This window comes from Shigella sonnei (genome assembly GCF_002950395.1).
Classification (GTDB): domain Bacteria; phylum Pseudomonadota; class Gammaproteobacteria; order Enterobacterales; family Enterobacteriaceae; genus ECMA0423.
Window position 1 is genome coordinate 717,029 of the sequence record NZ_CP026802.1, and the last position, 15,394, is coordinate 732,422.

The following is a 15,394-nucleotide window of genomic DNA, read 5'->3' on the forward strand; positions in this document are numbered from 1 at the left end:
ATACCATGAGACGATTTCTGACGACGCTGATGATACTCCTGGTCGTGCTGGTGGCCGGGTTATCTGCGTTAGTGTTGCTGGTGAATCCGAATGATTTCCGCGACTATATGGTCAAGCAAGTTGCTGCACGTAGCGGTTATCAATTGCAGCTCGACGGGCCACTGCGTTGGCACGTCTGGCCGCAGCTTAGTATCCTCTCCGGGCGAATGTCTCTCACCGCCCAGGGCGCAAGCCAGCCACTGGTTCGCGCCGACAACATGCGTCTGGACGTGGCGCTTTTACCACTACTGAGTCATCAACTGAGCGTTAAGCAGGTGATGCTAAAAGGGGCAGTGATCCAACTGACGCCGCAGACGGAAGCGGTGCGCAGTGAAGACGCTCCGGTTGCACCGCGCGACAATACCTTGCCGGATCTGTCAGACGATCGCGGATGGTCGTTTGATATATCCAGTCTTAAGGTGGCGGACAGCGTGCTGGTGTTCCAGCATGAAGATGACGAGCAGGTGACAATCCGCAATATCCGCCTGCAAATGGAACAAGATCCCCAACATCGTGGCTCATTTGAGTTCTCCGGGCGGGTTAATCGCGATCAGCGCGATCTCACAATATCCCTTAACGGTACGGTGGATGCTTCTGATTATCCGCATGATTTAACGGCGGCTATTGAACAAATTAACTGGCAGTTGCAGGGTGCCGATTTACCAAAACAAGGTATTCAGGGGCAGGGGAGTTTCCAGGCCCAGTGGCAGGAGTCACATAAACGCCTTTCATTTAACCAAATCAGCTTGACCGCCAATGACAGTACGCTGAGCGGGCAAGCACAGGTCACGCTGACAGAGAAACCGGAATGGCAGCTGAGACTGCAATTCCCGCAACTGAATCTTGACAACCTCATCCCGCTTAATGAAACCGCGAATGGTGAAAACGGTGCCGCGCAGCAGGGGCAGAGCCAATCAACGTTGCCGCGCCCGGTCATTTCTTCGCGTATTGATGAACCGGCCTATCAGGGACTGCAAGGCTTTACGGCTGATATTTTGTTGCAGGCCAGTAACGTGCGCTGGCGCGGAATGAATTTTACAGATGTTGCCACGCAAATGACCAACAAGTCGGGTTTGCTGGAAATTACTCAACTGCAGGGCAAACTTAACGGTGGACAGGTTTCACTGCCGGGCACGCTGGACGCGACATCAATAAATCCGCGGATAAACTTCCAGCCACGGCTGGAAAACGTTGAGATTGGTACCATTCTGAAGGCGTTTAACTATCCGATTTCGTTGACCGGAAAAATGTCACTGGCTGGTGATTTCTCCGGTGCTGACATAGATGCCGACGCATTCCGCCACAACTGGCAAGGACAGGCACATGTCGAAATGACCGACACGCGCATGGAAGGGATGAACTTCCAGCAGATGATTCAGCAAGCGGTAGAGCGTAATGGCGGTGATGTGAAGGCCGCTGAAAACTTTGATAACGTGACGCGGCTTGACCGCTTTACCACCGATTTGACGTTGAAGGATGGCGTCGTGACGTTAAACGACATGCAAGGTCAATCGCCTGTGCTGGCGCTGACAGGGGAAGGCATGTTGAATCTGGCAGATCAAACCTGCGATACCCAGTTTGATATTCGGGTCGTGGGTGGCTGGAACGGGGAAAGTAAACTGATTGATTTCCTGAAAGAAACGCCAGTACCGCTGCGGGTTTATGGCAACTGGCAGCAACTCAATTACAGCCTGCAAGTGGATCAGTTACTGCGCAAACATCTACAGGACGAAGCGAAACGTCGCCTGAATGACTGGGCCGAGCGGAATAAAGATTCCCGCAATGGCAAGGATGTGAAGAAGTTGCTGGAGAAGATGTAGGTTACCAGGTGACCAGTCCTGTAGGCCTGATAAGACGCGTAAAGCGTCGCATCAGGCGTTCGTGGCGGCATCATTATATTCTGAATATGTAAGATCGAAGGCTGTTCCGTTCACTTGATGTTCCTCGCTACTATGGAACGCTCAAGCCGGTGAACGTGCCAGGGTGGCTCAATCGCCACCACCCTGGCAACCCGGGCTCCCGGCGGTAAATCGCCGCTGGCGCGGTTCCCTCATCTTATTCCTTTCGGCTATTGGGTAAAATGACCGATACCATCACACCTCGTACTCCAACTCGCCATCCTTATGCAGCGGAATAATCTGCACCTTCTGCACGCGATGGCTTTCCACCTGCAACGTTTTAAGCAAATAATCCCCCACCTGAACTTCTTCGCCAGGTTTTGGAATACGCTGTAAATATTCCATCAACAGCCCGGCAATGGTGTGATATTCACGTTTTTCATCCAGCGGCAGCGGCACATATTGCACCAGATCTTCCAGCGGCATATGACCATTCGCCGTCCAGGAACCGTCCGCATTCTTCTGAATATCATGGCGGGCGTCGATCTCTTCCACTTCGTTCGGTAAGTTACCGACAATGGTTTCAGTGACGTCACTTAATGTCACAATCCCTTCCACCGAGCCAAACTCATCCACCACAAAAGCAAAGTGCGTGCGGGCATTACGGAACTGCTCCAGGGCAGGTAACAACGGCAAGGTTTCCGGGAACACCAGCGGCTGGCGAATCAACACCCGCAGGTTGAGCGGTTCGCCGCGCAGAGACTGTTGTAGCAGGTCGATAACGTGAACAACACCGAGCAAATCTTCTGCGTCATCACCGTCGGTAACCACCAGCCGCGTATGCTGATTTCGCTCCAGCAACTGGCGGATTTCTTCTTCCGGCGCGTTGAGATCGATATGCTCAATATCGTGGCGCGACGTCATAATGCTGCTGACGGTACGCTGGTTAAGATTAAGTACCCGCTCAATCATCCGCCGTTCCTGCGGATTAAAGATCTGCTGGTTACCATGATCCACCAGCATGGACGCGGTTTCGGCGTCCAGTTCCGCATCTTCTTTTTGCCCGCTAAGCAGGCGCATTACCGCTTCGGTAGTCCGCTGGCGCAGCGTCTGGTTAGCGGAAAGAAAACGTCGCCGGTTAAAGATAGCCAACTGATTGAGCGCCTCGATCATCACCGAGAAACCAATGGCAGCGTACAGGTAGCCTTTCGGAATGACGAAGCCGAAACCTTCTGCCACCAGGCTAAAGCCAATCATCAACAGGAAGCTTAAGCAGAGAATAACGATCGTCGGGTGACTGTTAACAAATTGCGTTAACGGCTTGCTGGCCATCAACATCAGGCTGATAGCGATAACCACGGCGGCCATCATGACCAGTAAATGGTCGACCATCCCGACGGCGGTAATCACTGAGTCGAGTGAGAAAATGGCGTCCAGTACCACAATTTGCGTCACCACGCCCCAGAACTTCGCACCTTTGCGTTGTGTGGGATTATTGCTGTCTTTCCCTTCCAGCCGTTCGTTCAGCTCCATCGTGGCTTTGAACAACAGGAAGAAACCACCAAACAGCATGATTAAGTCGCGGGCGCTAAAGGTAAACGAGCGGAAGCTGAACAGCGGTTGAGTCAGGGTGACCAGCCAGGAGATTGACGCCAGCAGTAACAGGCGCATTAACATCGCCAGCAGCAGCCCGGTAACCCGTGCGCGGTCGCGCTGCCTCGGCGGTAGTTTTTCGGCGAGGATGGCAATAAAGACCAGGTTATCAATGCCGAGGACCAGTTCGATCACAATCAGCGTGATTAACCCGGCCCAGATAGACGGATCGGCAATCCATTCCATAGTAAGTACAAAACCTATTCGTTGTATGACAAATGTCACAATTCGATCATGGATAAATCGGGGCAAAAATGCAATGTTGCAGCACTATTTATCTCATATTATTTGAGGGTAATAACCTCACATTATCCCTGAATTAAAAGTGGTAATAATAAAACATTATTTAAGAAATATCGCATGTGGAGGCGCAATATTAAATATTGTCAACCTAAAGAAACTCCTAAAAACCATATTGAATGACACTTAATATAATTCTTAAAAATAGCCAATTGCCGAATTGTTACCTTGCCTGCTATTCCGTTAGCTGTAACACTTCCTCCTGCATTATTGGAGAGCCAATATTCAATTACCATAATGTCACCTTATATTCGGAAGTTAATTTCCGCAATAACCCTTTCTCATCAACGATTGTATGCAGAGAGGGTTTGAAAAATTAAGCTAAATCAGTGTATTGGTGGCTAAAAAGCCAGGGGCGGTAGCGTGTCTGGATGCCTGAAAGACCAGTCTGAATTATTCTGTCAATAGCCTGCGGATGAAATCAATTTTTTTAGGACTGATGCCAGTTAAATTTTTATTCAATTAACTGCAAGGTAAATGTGCATGGCGATATTGCTATTAATAGTGCACAGGATAATTACTCTGCCAAAGTGATAAATAAACAATGATGAAATCCAAAATGAAATTGATGCCATTATTGGTGTCAGTAACCTTGATAAGCGGTTGCACAGTACTTCCGGGCAGCAATATGTCGACGATGGGCAAAGACGTCATCAAACAGCAGGACGCTGATTTCGATCTCGACAAAATGGTGAATGTTTATCCGCTGACCCCGCGCCTGATTGACCAATTACGCCCACGCCCGAATGTAGCGCGCCCCAATATGACGCTGGAAAGCGAGATCGCGAATTACCAGTATCGCGTCGGGCCGGGCGACGTTCTGAATGTCACCGTCTGGGATCACCCGGAACTCACCACGCCAGCCGGTCAGTACCGCAGCTCCAGCGACACCGGCAACTGGGTACAGCCTGACGGCACTATGTTTTACCCGTATATCGGCAAGGTTCACGTAGTCGGGAAAACGCTCGCTGAAATCCGCAGTGATATTACCGGGCGCTTAGCGACGTACATCGCTGACCCGCAGGTGGACGTTAATATCGCCGCCTTCCGCTCACAAAAGGCCTATATCTCCGGTCAGGTGAATAAATCCGGTCAACAGGCGATCACCAACGTGCCACTGACTATTCTCGACGCCATCAACGCCGCAGGTGGCCTGACCGACACCGCTGACTGGCGCAACGTAGTGCTAACACACAATGGTCGTGAAGAACGCATTTCTTTGCAGGCGCTGATGCAAAACGGCGACCTCAATCAGAACCGACTGCTTTATCCCGGCGATATTCTCTACGTGCCGCGTAATGATGATCTGAAAGTATTTGTGATGGGTGAAGTGAAGAAACAGAGCACCCTGAAAATGGACTTTAGCGGCATGACCCTGACTGAAGCCCTGGGTAATGCTGAAGGTATCGACATGACCACCTCCAACGCCAGCGGCATCTTTGTCATTCGTCCGCTGAAAGGCGAGGGCGGGCGTAATGGCAAGATTGCCAATATCTACCAGCTGGATATGTCCGATGCCACGTCGCTGGTGATGGCGACAGAATTCCGCCTGCAACCTTATGACGTGGTGTATGTCACCACCGCCCCGGTTTCCCGCTGGAACCGTCTGATCAATCAGTTGTTGCCAACTATTAGCGGTGTCCGTTACATGACGGATACAGCCAGCGACATTCATAACTGGTAATCGTCATGTTTAACAACATATTAGTTGTCTGTGTCGGCAATATTTGCCGTTCCCCGACGGCGGAACGCTTACTGCAACGTTATCACCCGGAACTGAAAGTGGAGTCCGCTGGACTCGGCGCGCTGGTCGGTAAGGGCGCTGATCCTACCGCTATCAGCGTCGCCGCAGAACATCAACTGTCTCTGGAAGGCCACTGTGCACGACAAATCAGCCGCCGCCTGTGTCGCAACTATGACCTGATTTTGACCATGGAAAAGCGCCATATCGAACGCTTATGCGAGATGGCACCTGAGATGCGCGGCAAAGTGATGCTGTTTGGTCACTGGGATAACGAATGTGAAATCCCCGATCCGTATCGCAAAAGCCGGGAAACGTTTGCAGCGGTGTACACATTACTTGAACGGTCTGCCCGCCAGTGGGCGCAGGCATTGAACGCAGAGCAGGTATAAGAATGACAGAAAAAGTAAAACAACATGCCGCTCCGGTAACGGGCAGTGATGAAATCGATATTGGTCGCCTGGTCGGCACCGTCATTGAAGCGCGCTGGTGGGTGATTGGCATCACCGCTGTATTTGCCCTCTGTGCCGTGGTTTACACCTTCTTCGCAACGCCGATTTATAGTGCCGACGCACTGGTACAAATCGAGCAAAACAGCGGCAATTCGTTAGTGCAGGACATTGGTTCGGCATTAGCCAACAAACCGCCTGCATCGGACGCCGAGATCCAGTTGATTCGTTCGCGTCTGGTGCTTGGTAAAACGGTGGACGATCTCGACCTCGATATTGCAGTGAGCAAAAACACGTTCCCGATTTTCGGGGCGGGCTGGGAGCGACTGATGGGACGCCAGAACGAGACGGTGAAAGTGACTACCTTTAACCGCCCGAAAGAGATGGCGGGCCAGGTGTTTACGCTTAATGTGCTGGACAATAAAAACTACACCCTGAGCAGTGATGGCGGCTTTAGCGCCCGTGGGCAAGCGGGCCAGATGCTGAAAAAAGAAGGCGTCACGCTGATGGTTGAAGCCATTCACGCCCGCCCGGGCAGTGAGTTTACCGTCACCAAATACTCCACGTTGGGGATGATCAACCAACTGCAAAACAGCCTGACGGTAACGGAGAACGGCAAAGACGCAGGCGTACTGAGCCTGACTTATACCGGTGAAGATCGCGAACAGATCCGCGACATTCTTAACAGCATCGCCCGTAACTATCAGGAACAAAATATTGAGCGCAAATCGGCGGAAGCGTCGAAAAGCCTCGCTTTCCTCGCGCAACAGTTACCGGAAGTACGTAGCCGCCTCGATGTTGCCGAAAACAAACTGAATGCCTTCCGTCAGGATAAAGATTCTGTTGATCTGCCGCTGGAAGCGAAAGCGGTGCTCGATTCGATGGTGAACATCGACGCGCAGTTGAACGAACTGACCTTTAAAGAGGCGGAAATCTCCAAGCTGTACACCAAAGTTCACCCGGCGTACCGCACGCTGCTGGAGAAACGTCAGGCGCTGGAAGAAGAGAAAGCCAAACTTAACGGTCGCGTAACGGCGATGCCGAAAACCCAGCAGGAGATTGTGCGCCTGACCCGCGATGTCGAGTCTGGTCAGCAGGTCTATATGCAACTGCTGAATAAAGAGCAGGAGCTGAAAATCACCGAAGCCAGCACCGTCGGCGATGTGCGCATTGTTGACCCGGCAATCACCCAGCCTGGCGTGCTGAAACCGAAGAAAGGACTGATTATCCTCGGCGCAATTATCCTCGGCCTGATGCTCTCTATCGTGGGTGTGCTGCTGCGCTCGTTGTTTAATCGCGGCATCGAAAGCCCGCAGGTGCTGGAAGAACATGGTATCAGCGTCTATGCCAGCATCCCGCTGTCGGAATGGCAGAAAGCGCGCGATAGCGTCAAAACCATCAAAGGGATTAAACGCTATAAACAGAGCCAGCTACTGGCGGTGGGGAATCCAACCGATCTGGCGATTGAAGCCATCCGCAGTCTGCGTACCAGTCTGCACTTCGCGATGATGCAGGCGCAGAACAATGTGTTGATGATGACAGGGGTGAGCCCGTCAATCGGTAAAACCTTTGTCTGCGCCAACCTGGCGGCGGTGATCAGTCAGACCAATAAACGGGTGTTGTTGATCGACTGCGATATGCGCAAAGGCTACACCCACGAGCTGTTGGGTACCAATAACGTCAATGGCCTGTCGGAAATTCTGATTGGCCAGGGCGATATTACTACCGCAGCTAAACCGACCTCTATTGCCAAATTTGACCTGATCCCGCGCGGTCAGGTGCCGCCAAATCCTTCTGAACTGTTGATGAGCGAACGCTTTGCCGAATTGGTGAGCTGGGCGAGTAAAAACTACGACCTGGTGTTGATTGATACGCCGCCGATTCTGGCAGTGACCGATGCAGCAATTGTCGGGCGTCACGCTGGAACCACGTTAATGGTGGCGCGCTATGCGGTCAACACATTGAAAGAAGTGGAAACCAGTCTGAGCCGCTTTGAGCAAAACGGTATTCCGGTGAAAGGGGTGATTCTGAACTCCATCTTCCGCCGCGCCAGCGCGTATCAGGATTATGGCTATTACGAATACGAATATAAGTCGGATGCGAAATAACGACGCCTGCATTCGCACCGCCCCGTAGGCCGGATAAGGCGCTCACGCCGCATCCGGCAAGCAAACCAGCTCATAAGCCGGGAGAACAACCTATGAAAGAGAATCCGCTGATTTCAATCTATATGCCGACCTGGAACCGCCAACAACTGGCGATTCGGGCGATAAAATCGGTCCTGCGCCAGGACTACAGCAACTGGGAGATGATCATCGTGGATGATTGCTCCACCTCCTGGGAACAACTGCAACAGTACGTCACTGCCCTCAACGATCCGCGTATCACCTACATTCACAACGACATTAACAGCGGGGCGTGCGCGGTACGTAACCAGGCGATTATGCTGGCGCAAGGGGAATACATTACCGGGATCGATGACGATGACGAATGGACACCCAACCGTCTGAGCGTCTTCCTCGCCCATAAACAGCAACTGGTCACTCACGCCTTTTTGTACGCTAACGACTACGTATGCCAGGGAGAAGTTTATTCCCAACCGGCAAGCTTACCACTGTATCCCAAATCGCCGTACTCACGCCGCCTGTTCTATAAACGCAATATCATTGGCAATCAGGTCTTTACTTGGGCATGGCGTTTCAAAGAGTGTTTGTTCGATACCGAACTGAAAGCAGCACAGGATTACGACATCTTCCTGCGGATGGTGGTGGAGTACGGCGAACCGTGGAAAGTGGAAGAAGCGACGCAGATCCTGCATATCAATCACGGTGAAATGCAGATCACCTCGTCACCGAAAAAATTCTCCGGGTACTTCCACTTTTACCGAAAGCACAAAGATAAATTTGACCGTGCAAGCAAAAAATATCAGCTGTTTACCCTCTACCAGATCCGCAATAAACGTATGACCTGGCGCACTTTGCTGACGCTGCTGTCGGTGCGTAACGGCAAACGTCTGGCTGATGGTATTCGGGGGCGCTAAAGATGCTGGAAGATCTGCGTGCCAACAGCTGGAGTTTACGCCCGTGCTGCATGGTTCTTGCCTATCGTGTTGCTCATTTTTGTTCGGTGTGGCGCAAAAAGAACGTCCTCAACAATCTGTGGGCGGCCCCGCTGCTGGTGCTGTATCGCATTATCACCGAATGCTTTTTCGGTTATGAAATCCAGGCCGCCGCGACCATTGGCCGCCGCTTTACTATCCATCACGGTTACGCCGTAGTGATCAATAAAAACGTGGTAGCGGGGGATGATTTCACCATTCGCCACGGCGTCACTATCGGCAATCGTGGTGCCGATAACATGGCATGTCCACACATTGGCAACGGCGTCGAACTCGGTGCCAACGTCATTATTCTTGGTGATATCACGCTTGGTAACAACGTCACCGTGGGTGCGGGCAGCGTGGTGCTCGACTCTGTCCCGGACAACGCGCTGGTGGTGGGAGAAAAAGCGCGAGTGAAGGTAATTAAATGAATATTCTGCAATTTAATGTGCGACTGGCGGAAGGCGGGGCAGCAGGTGTGGCGTTAGATCTCCACCAGCGTGCGCTGCAACAGGGGCTGGCGTCACATTTTGTCTACGGTTACGGCAAAGGCGGCAAAGAGAGCGTCAGCCATCAGAACTATCCGCAGGTCATCAAACATACGCCGCGGATGACCGCGATGGCGAATATTGCCCTGTTTCGTCTGTTTAATCGCGATCTGTTTGGCAATTTCAATGAGTTATATCGCACCATTACTCGCACACCGGGTCCGGTGGTCCTGCATTTTCATGTGCTGCACAGCTACTGGCTAAATCTTAAGAGCGTGGTGCGCTTTTGCGAAAAAGTGAAAAACCATAAACCGGACGTCACTCTGGTCTGGACGCTGCACGACCACTGGAGTGTTACCGGACGCTGCGCCTTTACCGACGGTTGCGAAGGCTGGAAAACGGGCTGCCAGAAATGCCCGACCTTAAATAACTATCCGCCGGTGAAGATTGATCGCGCACACCAGCTGGTGGCGGGCAAACGCCAGTTATTCCGTGAGATGCTGGCGCTGGGCTGTCAGTTTATTTCCCCCAGCCAGCATGTGGCTGACGCTTTCAATAGCCTGTACGGTCCAGGGCGTTGCCGGATTATCAATAATGGTATTGATATGGCAACCGAAGCGATTCTGGCGGACTTGCCTCCGGTGCGCGAAACCCAGGGCAAGCCGAAAATCGCGGTGGTGGCGCATGACTTGCGTTACGACGGCAAGACTAACCAGCAACTGGTGCGTGAGATGATGGCGCTGGGCGACAAAATCGAACTGCATACCTTTGGTAAGTTCTCGCCGTTCACCGCTGGCAACGTGGTTAATCACGGCTTTGAAACTGACAAGCGCAAGTTGATGAGCGCGCTCAATCAGATGGATGCGCTGGTATTCAGTTCTCGCGTCGATAACTACCCGCTGATTTTGTGTGAGGCGTTATCAATTGGCGTGCCGGTGATTGCCACCCATAGCGACGCGGCACGGGAAGTGTTGCAAAAATCCGGCGGTAAAACCGTCGACGAAGAAGACGTGCTGCAACTGGTGCAGTTAAGCAAACCGGAAATCGCGCAGGCGATATTTGGTACCACGCTGGCTGAGTTCAGCCAACGCAGCCGCGCCACCTACAGTGGACAACAGATGCTGGAGGAGTATGTCAACTTCTATCAGAATCTGTAGCTACCTGCTGCTGCCGCTGATCTACCTGCTGGTTAACGTCAAAATCGCCCAGCTTGGCGAAAGTTTCCCCATCACCATCGTCACTTTTTTACCTGTCTTGTTACTGCTGTTTTTAGAACGCATCAGCGTTAAAAAATTGATGATTGCCTTAGGGATTGGTGCGGGACTCACGGCGTTTAACTATCTGTTTGGTCAGTCGCTGGATGCCAGTAAATACGTCACTTCAACCATGCTGTTTGTCTATATTGTGATCATTATTGGCATGGTGTGGAGTATTCGCTTTAAAACGATTTCGCCACACAACCATCGCAAGATATTACGTTTCTTTTATCTGGTGATCGGGCTGGTGGTGGCGCTGGCGGCGGTGGAGATGGCGCAAATTATCCTCACCGGTGGCAGCAGTATTATGGAGTCGATTTCGAAATATCTGATTTACAGCAACAGCTATGTACTGAATTTCATTAAATTCGGCGGCAAGCGCACGACAGCACTTTATTTCGAACCGGCATTTTTCGCTCTGGCATTAATCTCAATTTGGCTCAGCATCAAACAGTTTGGTATCAAAACGCCTAAAACCGATGCTATGATTCTCGCAGGGATAATATTATCCGGATCGTTTTCAGGGGTTATGACTTTTATCCTGTTTTATTTGCTGGAGTGGGCATTTCAATATCTGAATAAAGAGGCGATTAAGAAAAAGTTACCGTTGGCATTGATTTCTCTGGCTGTATTCCTGGTTGGTGTGGTAATCGCGTTTCCTTATATTTCCACCCGTCTGGGCGATTTAGGTACGGAAGGATCGTCATCGTATTATCGTATTGTCGGTCCGCTGGTGATGGTCGGTTATTCTTTGACCCATATTGACGGTGTAGTCAGATTTGGCTCACTTTATGAATACGTCGCATCATTCGGAATATTTAACGGTGCGGATGTCGGAAAAACCATAGACAATGGTTTGTATCTGCTGATTATTTATTTTTCCTGGTTCGCAGTGTTTTTATCGCTGTGGTACATGGGGAAAGTGATAAAAATGATGATCAACGCTTTTGGTGATAACCGCAATTTTCGCGTGCAATTATATCTTTTTACTCCGGTATCGCTGTTTTTTACCGGTTCGATATTTAGCCCGGAATATGCATTTTTAATCGTCTGTCCATTTATTTTGCGAAAAGCGTTAAATATTACGAGGTAAGAATAAGAACATGTTGCTTAGCATAATCACTGTCGCGTTTCGTAACCTCGAAGGGATAGTCAAAACACATGCCTCGCTGGCGCATCTGGCGCAGGCGGAAGATATCAGCTTCGAATGGATTGTTGTCGATGGCGGTTCCAATGACGGCACCCGTGAGTATCTGGAAAATCTCAATGGTATCTATAACCTACGCTTTGTCAGCGAGCCAGATAACGGTATCTACGACGCCATGAACAAAGGCATTACGATGGCACAAGGCAAGTTCGCGTTGTTTCTCAATTCGGGCGATATTTTTCATCAGGATGCCGCAAATTTTGTCCGTAAGTTAAAAATGCAAAAAGATAACATGATGATCACCGGCGATGCGCTGCTGGATTTTGGCGACGGGCATAAAATTAAACGTAGCGCCAAACCGGGCTGGTATATTTATCACAGCCTGCCCGCCAGTCATCAGGCGATATTTTTCCCTGTATCCGGCTTGAAAAAATGGCGTTATGACCTGGAATATAAAGTTTCTTCCGACTACGCGCTGGCAGCCAAAATGTATAAAGCCGGTTATGCATTTAAAAAACTCAATGGCCTGGTGTCTGAATTTTCCATGGGTGGGGTATCTACCACCAATAATATGGAATTGTGTGCTGACGCGAAAAAAGTCCAACGACAAATATTACATGTGCCTGGCTTTTGGGCTGAATTATCCTGGCATTTACGCCAACGTACTACCTCAAAGACGAAAGCCTTATATAACAAAGTCTGAATATAAGGAAAACCAATGCAAGATTTAAGCGGTTTCTCGGTGCCGAAAGGGTTCCGGGGCGGCAACGCTATTAAAGTGCAATTATGGTGGGCAGTACAGGCAACAATATTTGCCTGGTCGCCACAAGTATTGTATCGCTGGCGGGCTTTTTTATTACGTTTATTCGGAGCAAAAATAGGAAAAAACGTAGTTATTCGTCCGTCAGTAAAAATTACCTATCCGTGGAAATTAACCTTAGGTGATTACGCGTGGGTCGGCGATGACGTCAATTTATATACCCTCGGTGAAATAACCATTGGCGCACATTCGGTGATATCGCAAAAAAGTTATTTATGCACCGGTAGCCACGACCATGCAAGTCAACATTTCACCATTAACGCCACGCCTATTGTGATTGGCGAGAAATGCTGGCTGGCAACCGATGTCTTTGTTGCCCCAGGCGTCACAATCGGCGACGGCACCGTCGTGGGTGCACGAAGCAGTGTTTTTAAATCGCTTCCGGCAAATGTGGTTTGCCGGGGGAATCCCGCAGTGGTGATACGCGAACGCGTTGAAACTGAATAAATTCAAAAATACAGAGGAATAAGACATGTCAAAAGTCGCTCTCATCACCGGTGTAACCGGACAAGACGGTTCTTACCTGGCAGAGTTTCTGCTGGAAAAAGGTTACGAGGTGCATGGTATTAAGCGTCGCGCATCGTCATTCAACACCGAGCGCGTGGATCACATTTATCAGGATCCGCACACCTGCAACCCGAAATTCCATCTGCATTATGGCGACCTGAGTGATACCTCTAACCTGACGCGCATTTTGCGTGAAGTACAGCCGGATGAAGTGTACAACCTGGGCGCAATGAGCCACGTTGCGGTCTCTTTTGAGTCACCAGAATATACCGCTGACGTCGACGCGATGGGTACGCTGCGCCTGCTGGAGGCGATCCGCTTCCTCGGTCTGGAAAAGAAAACTCGTTTCTATCAGGCTTCCACCTCTGAACTGTATGGTCTGGTGCAGGAAATTCCGCAGAAAGAAACCACGCCGTTCTACCCGCGATCTCCGTATGCGGTCGCCAAACTGTACGCCTACTGGATCACCGTTAACTACCGCGAATCCTACGGCATGTACGCTTGTAACGGAATTCTCTTCAACCATGAATCCCCGCGCCGCGGCGAAACCTTCGTTACCCGCAAAATCACCCGCGCAATCGCCAACATCGCCCAGGGGCTGGAGTCGTGCCTGTACCTCGGCAATATGGATTCCCTGCGTGACTGGGGCCACGCCAAAGACTACGTAAAAATGCAGTGGATGATGCTGCAACAGGAACAGCCGGAAGATTTCGTTATCGCGACCGGCGTTCAGTACTCCGTGCGTCAGTTCGTGGAAATGGCAGCGGCACAGCTGGGCATCAAACTGCGCTTTGAAGGCACGGGTGTTGAAGAGAAGGGCATTGTGGTTTCCGTCACCGGGCATGACGCGCCGGGCGTTAAACCGGGTGATGTGATTATCGCCGTTGATCCGCGTTACTTCCGTCCGGCTGAAGTTGAAACGCTGCTCGGCGACCCGACCAAAGCGCACGAAAAACTGGGCTGGAAACCGGAAATCACCCTCAGAGAGATGGTGTCTGAAATGGTGGCTAATGACCTCGAAGCGGCGAAAAAACACTCTCTGCTGAAATCTCACGGCTACGACGTGGCGATCGCGCTGGAGTCATAAGCATGAGTAAACAACGCATTTTTATCGCTGGCCATCGTGGGATGGTCGGTTCTGCCATCAGGCGGCAGCTCGAACAGCGCGGTGATGTGGAACTGGTATTACGCACCCGCGACGAGCTGAACCTGCTGGACAGCCGCGCGGTGCATGATTTCTTTGCCAGCGAACGCATTGACCAGGTCTATCTGGCGGCGGCGAAAGTGGGCGGCATTGTTGCCAACAACACCTATCCGGCGGATTTCATCTACCAGAACATGATGATTGAGAGCAACATCATTCACGCCGCGCATCAGAACGACGTGAACAAACTGCTGTTTCTTGGATCGTCCTGTATCTACCCGAAACTGGCAAAACAGCCGATGGCAGAAAGCGAGTTATTGCAGGGCACGCTGGAGCCGACCAACGAGCCTTACGCCATTGCCAAAATCGCCGGGATCAAACTGTGCGAATCATACAACCGCCAGTACGGACGCGATTACCGCTCAGTCATGCCGACCAACCTGTATGGCCCGCATGACAACTTCCACCCGAGTAATTCGCATGTGATCCCTGCATTGCTGCGTCGCTTCCACGAGGCGACGGCACAGAATGCACCGGACGTGGTGGTATGGGGCAGCGGTACACCGATGCGTGAATTCCTGCACGTCGATGATATGGCGGCGGCGAGCATTCATGTCATGGAGCTGGCGCACGAAGTCTGGCTGGAGAACACCCAGCCGATGCTGTCGCACATTAACGTCGGCACGGGCGTTGACTGCACTATCCGCGAGCTGGCGCAAACCATCGCCAAAGTGGTGGGTTACAAAGGTCGGGTGGTTTTTGATGCCAGCAAACCGGATGGTACGCCGCGCAAACTGCTGGATGTGACGCGCCTGCATCAGCTTGGCTGGTATCACGAAATCTCACTGGAAGCGGGGCTTGCCAGCACTTACCAGTGGTTCCTTGAGAATCAAGACCGCTTTCGGGGGTAAT

The 15,394-nt window shown here is 51.3% G+C and carries 14 protein-coding genes; 12 read left to right on the plus strand and 2 right to left on the minus strand.

Features of this window, described 5'->3' with window-relative positions:
* Positions 1 to 5: 5 nt before the first annotated feature.
* Positions 6 to 1,859, plus strand: a complete 1,854-nt coding sequence (gene asmA, locus C1P89_RS03695; protein ID WP_001252331.1) for an outer membrane assembly protein AsmA — start codon at positions 6 to 8, stop codon at positions 1,857 to 1,859.
* Between the two features lie 273 nt (positions 1,860 to 2,132).
* On the opposite strand, the gene C1P89_RS03700 is transcribed toward asmA, so the two are convergent.
* On the minus strand, positions 2,133 to 3,716 hold the full coding sequence (locus C1P89_RS03700) for a TerC family protein (RefSeq protein ID WP_005136829.1): 1,584 nt from the start codon (positions 3,714 to 3,716) through the stop codon (positions 2,133 to 2,135).
* Positions 3,717 to 3,916: 200 nt separating this feature from the next.
* Complete coding sequence (locus tag C1P89_RS25760; protein WP_162829205.1) at positions 3,917 to 4,066, minus strand: hypothetical protein; 150 nt, start codon at positions 4,064 to 4,066, stop codon at positions 3,917 to 3,919.
* Positions 4,067 to 4,374: 308 nt separating this feature from the next.
* Here C1P89_RS25760 and wza point away from each other — a divergent pair, with 308 nt between their 5' ends.
* From wza to fcl, 11 genes are all read left to right on the plus strand, one after another.
* On the plus strand, positions 4,375 to 5,514 hold the full coding sequence (gene wza / locus C1P89_RS03705; RefSeq protein WP_000978094.1) for a polysaccharide export protein Wza: 1,140 nt from the start codon (positions 4,375 to 4,377) through the stop codon (positions 5,512 to 5,514).
* 5 nt (positions 5,515 to 5,519) lie between these two features.
* A complete protein-coding gene (gene wzb / locus C1P89_RS03710; RefSeq protein WP_000482901.1) occupies positions 5,520 to 5,963 on the plus strand; it encodes a low molecular weight protein-tyrosine-phosphatase Wzb in 444 nt (147 codons plus the stop codon).
* Between the two features lie 2 nt (positions 5,964 to 5,965).
* A complete protein-coding gene (wzc, locus tag C1P89_RS03715) occupies positions 5,966 to 8,128 on the plus strand; it encodes a tyrosine-protein kinase Wzc (RefSeq protein WP_000137147.1) in 2,163 nt (720 codons plus the stop codon).
* A 92-nt stretch (positions 8,129 to 8,220) separates the two neighbouring features.
* Positions 8,221 to 9,060, plus strand: coding sequence for a colanic acid biosynthesis glycosyltransferase WcaA (gene wcaA, locus C1P89_RS03720; RefSeq protein WP_000662438.1), 840 nt, complete (start codon positions 8,221 to 8,223; stop codon positions 9,058 to 9,060).
* Between the two features lie 2 nt (positions 9,061 to 9,062).
* Entirely contained in the window at positions 9,063 to 9,551 is a 489-nt protein-coding gene (gene wcaB / locus C1P89_RS03725; protein ID WP_000888740.1) for a colanic acid biosynthesis acetyltransferase WcaB, read from the plus strand.
* Positions 9,548 to 10,765 (plus strand): colanic acid biosynthesis glycosyltransferase WcaC, encoded by a 1,218-nt coding sequence (gene wcaC / locus C1P89_RS03730; RefSeq protein WP_001023908.1) that lies wholly within the window; start codon positions 9,548 to 9,550, stop codon positions 10,763 to 10,765. The genes wcaB and wcaC overlap by 4 nt, the downstream gene beginning before the upstream one ends.
* Positions 10,740 to 11,957 carry a colanic acid polymerase WcaD gene (gene wcaD, locus C1P89_RS03735; protein ID WP_000107797.1) on the plus strand — a complete coding sequence of 406 codons (1,218 nt, stop codon included), beginning with the start codon at positions 10,740 to 10,742 and terminating at the stop codon, positions 11,955 to 11,957. The genes wcaC and wcaD overlap by 26 nt, the downstream gene beginning before the upstream one ends.
* Before the next feature lie 10 nt (positions 11,958 to 11,967).
* Positions 11,968 to 12,714 (plus strand): colanic acid biosynthesis glycosyltransferase WcaE, encoded by a 747-nt coding sequence (gene wcaE / locus C1P89_RS03740; RefSeq protein WP_000927072.1) that lies wholly within the window; start codon positions 11,968 to 11,970, stop codon positions 12,712 to 12,714.
* 15 nt (positions 12,715 to 12,729) lie between these two features.
* The gene (gene wcaF / locus C1P89_RS03745; protein ID WP_001153547.1) at positions 12,730 to 13,278 is read left to right on the plus strand and encodes a colanic acid biosynthesis acetyltransferase WcaF; all 549 of its coding nucleotides are present in this window, start codon (positions 12,730 to 12,732) and stop codon (positions 13,276 to 13,278) included.
* Between the two features lie 25 nt (positions 13,279 to 13,303).
* Entirely contained in the window at positions 13,304 to 14,425 is a 1,122-nt protein-coding gene (gene gmd / locus C1P89_RS03750) for a GDP-mannose 4,6-dehydratase (RefSeq protein WP_000048190.1), read from the plus strand.
* Between the two features lie 2 nt (positions 14,426 to 14,427).
* Positions 14,428 to 15,393 (plus strand): GDP-L-fucose synthase, encoded by a 966-nt coding sequence (gene fcl, locus C1P89_RS03755; protein WP_000043606.1) that lies wholly within the window; start codon positions 14,428 to 14,430, stop codon positions 15,391 to 15,393.
* Position 15,394 lies beyond the last annotated feature (1 nt).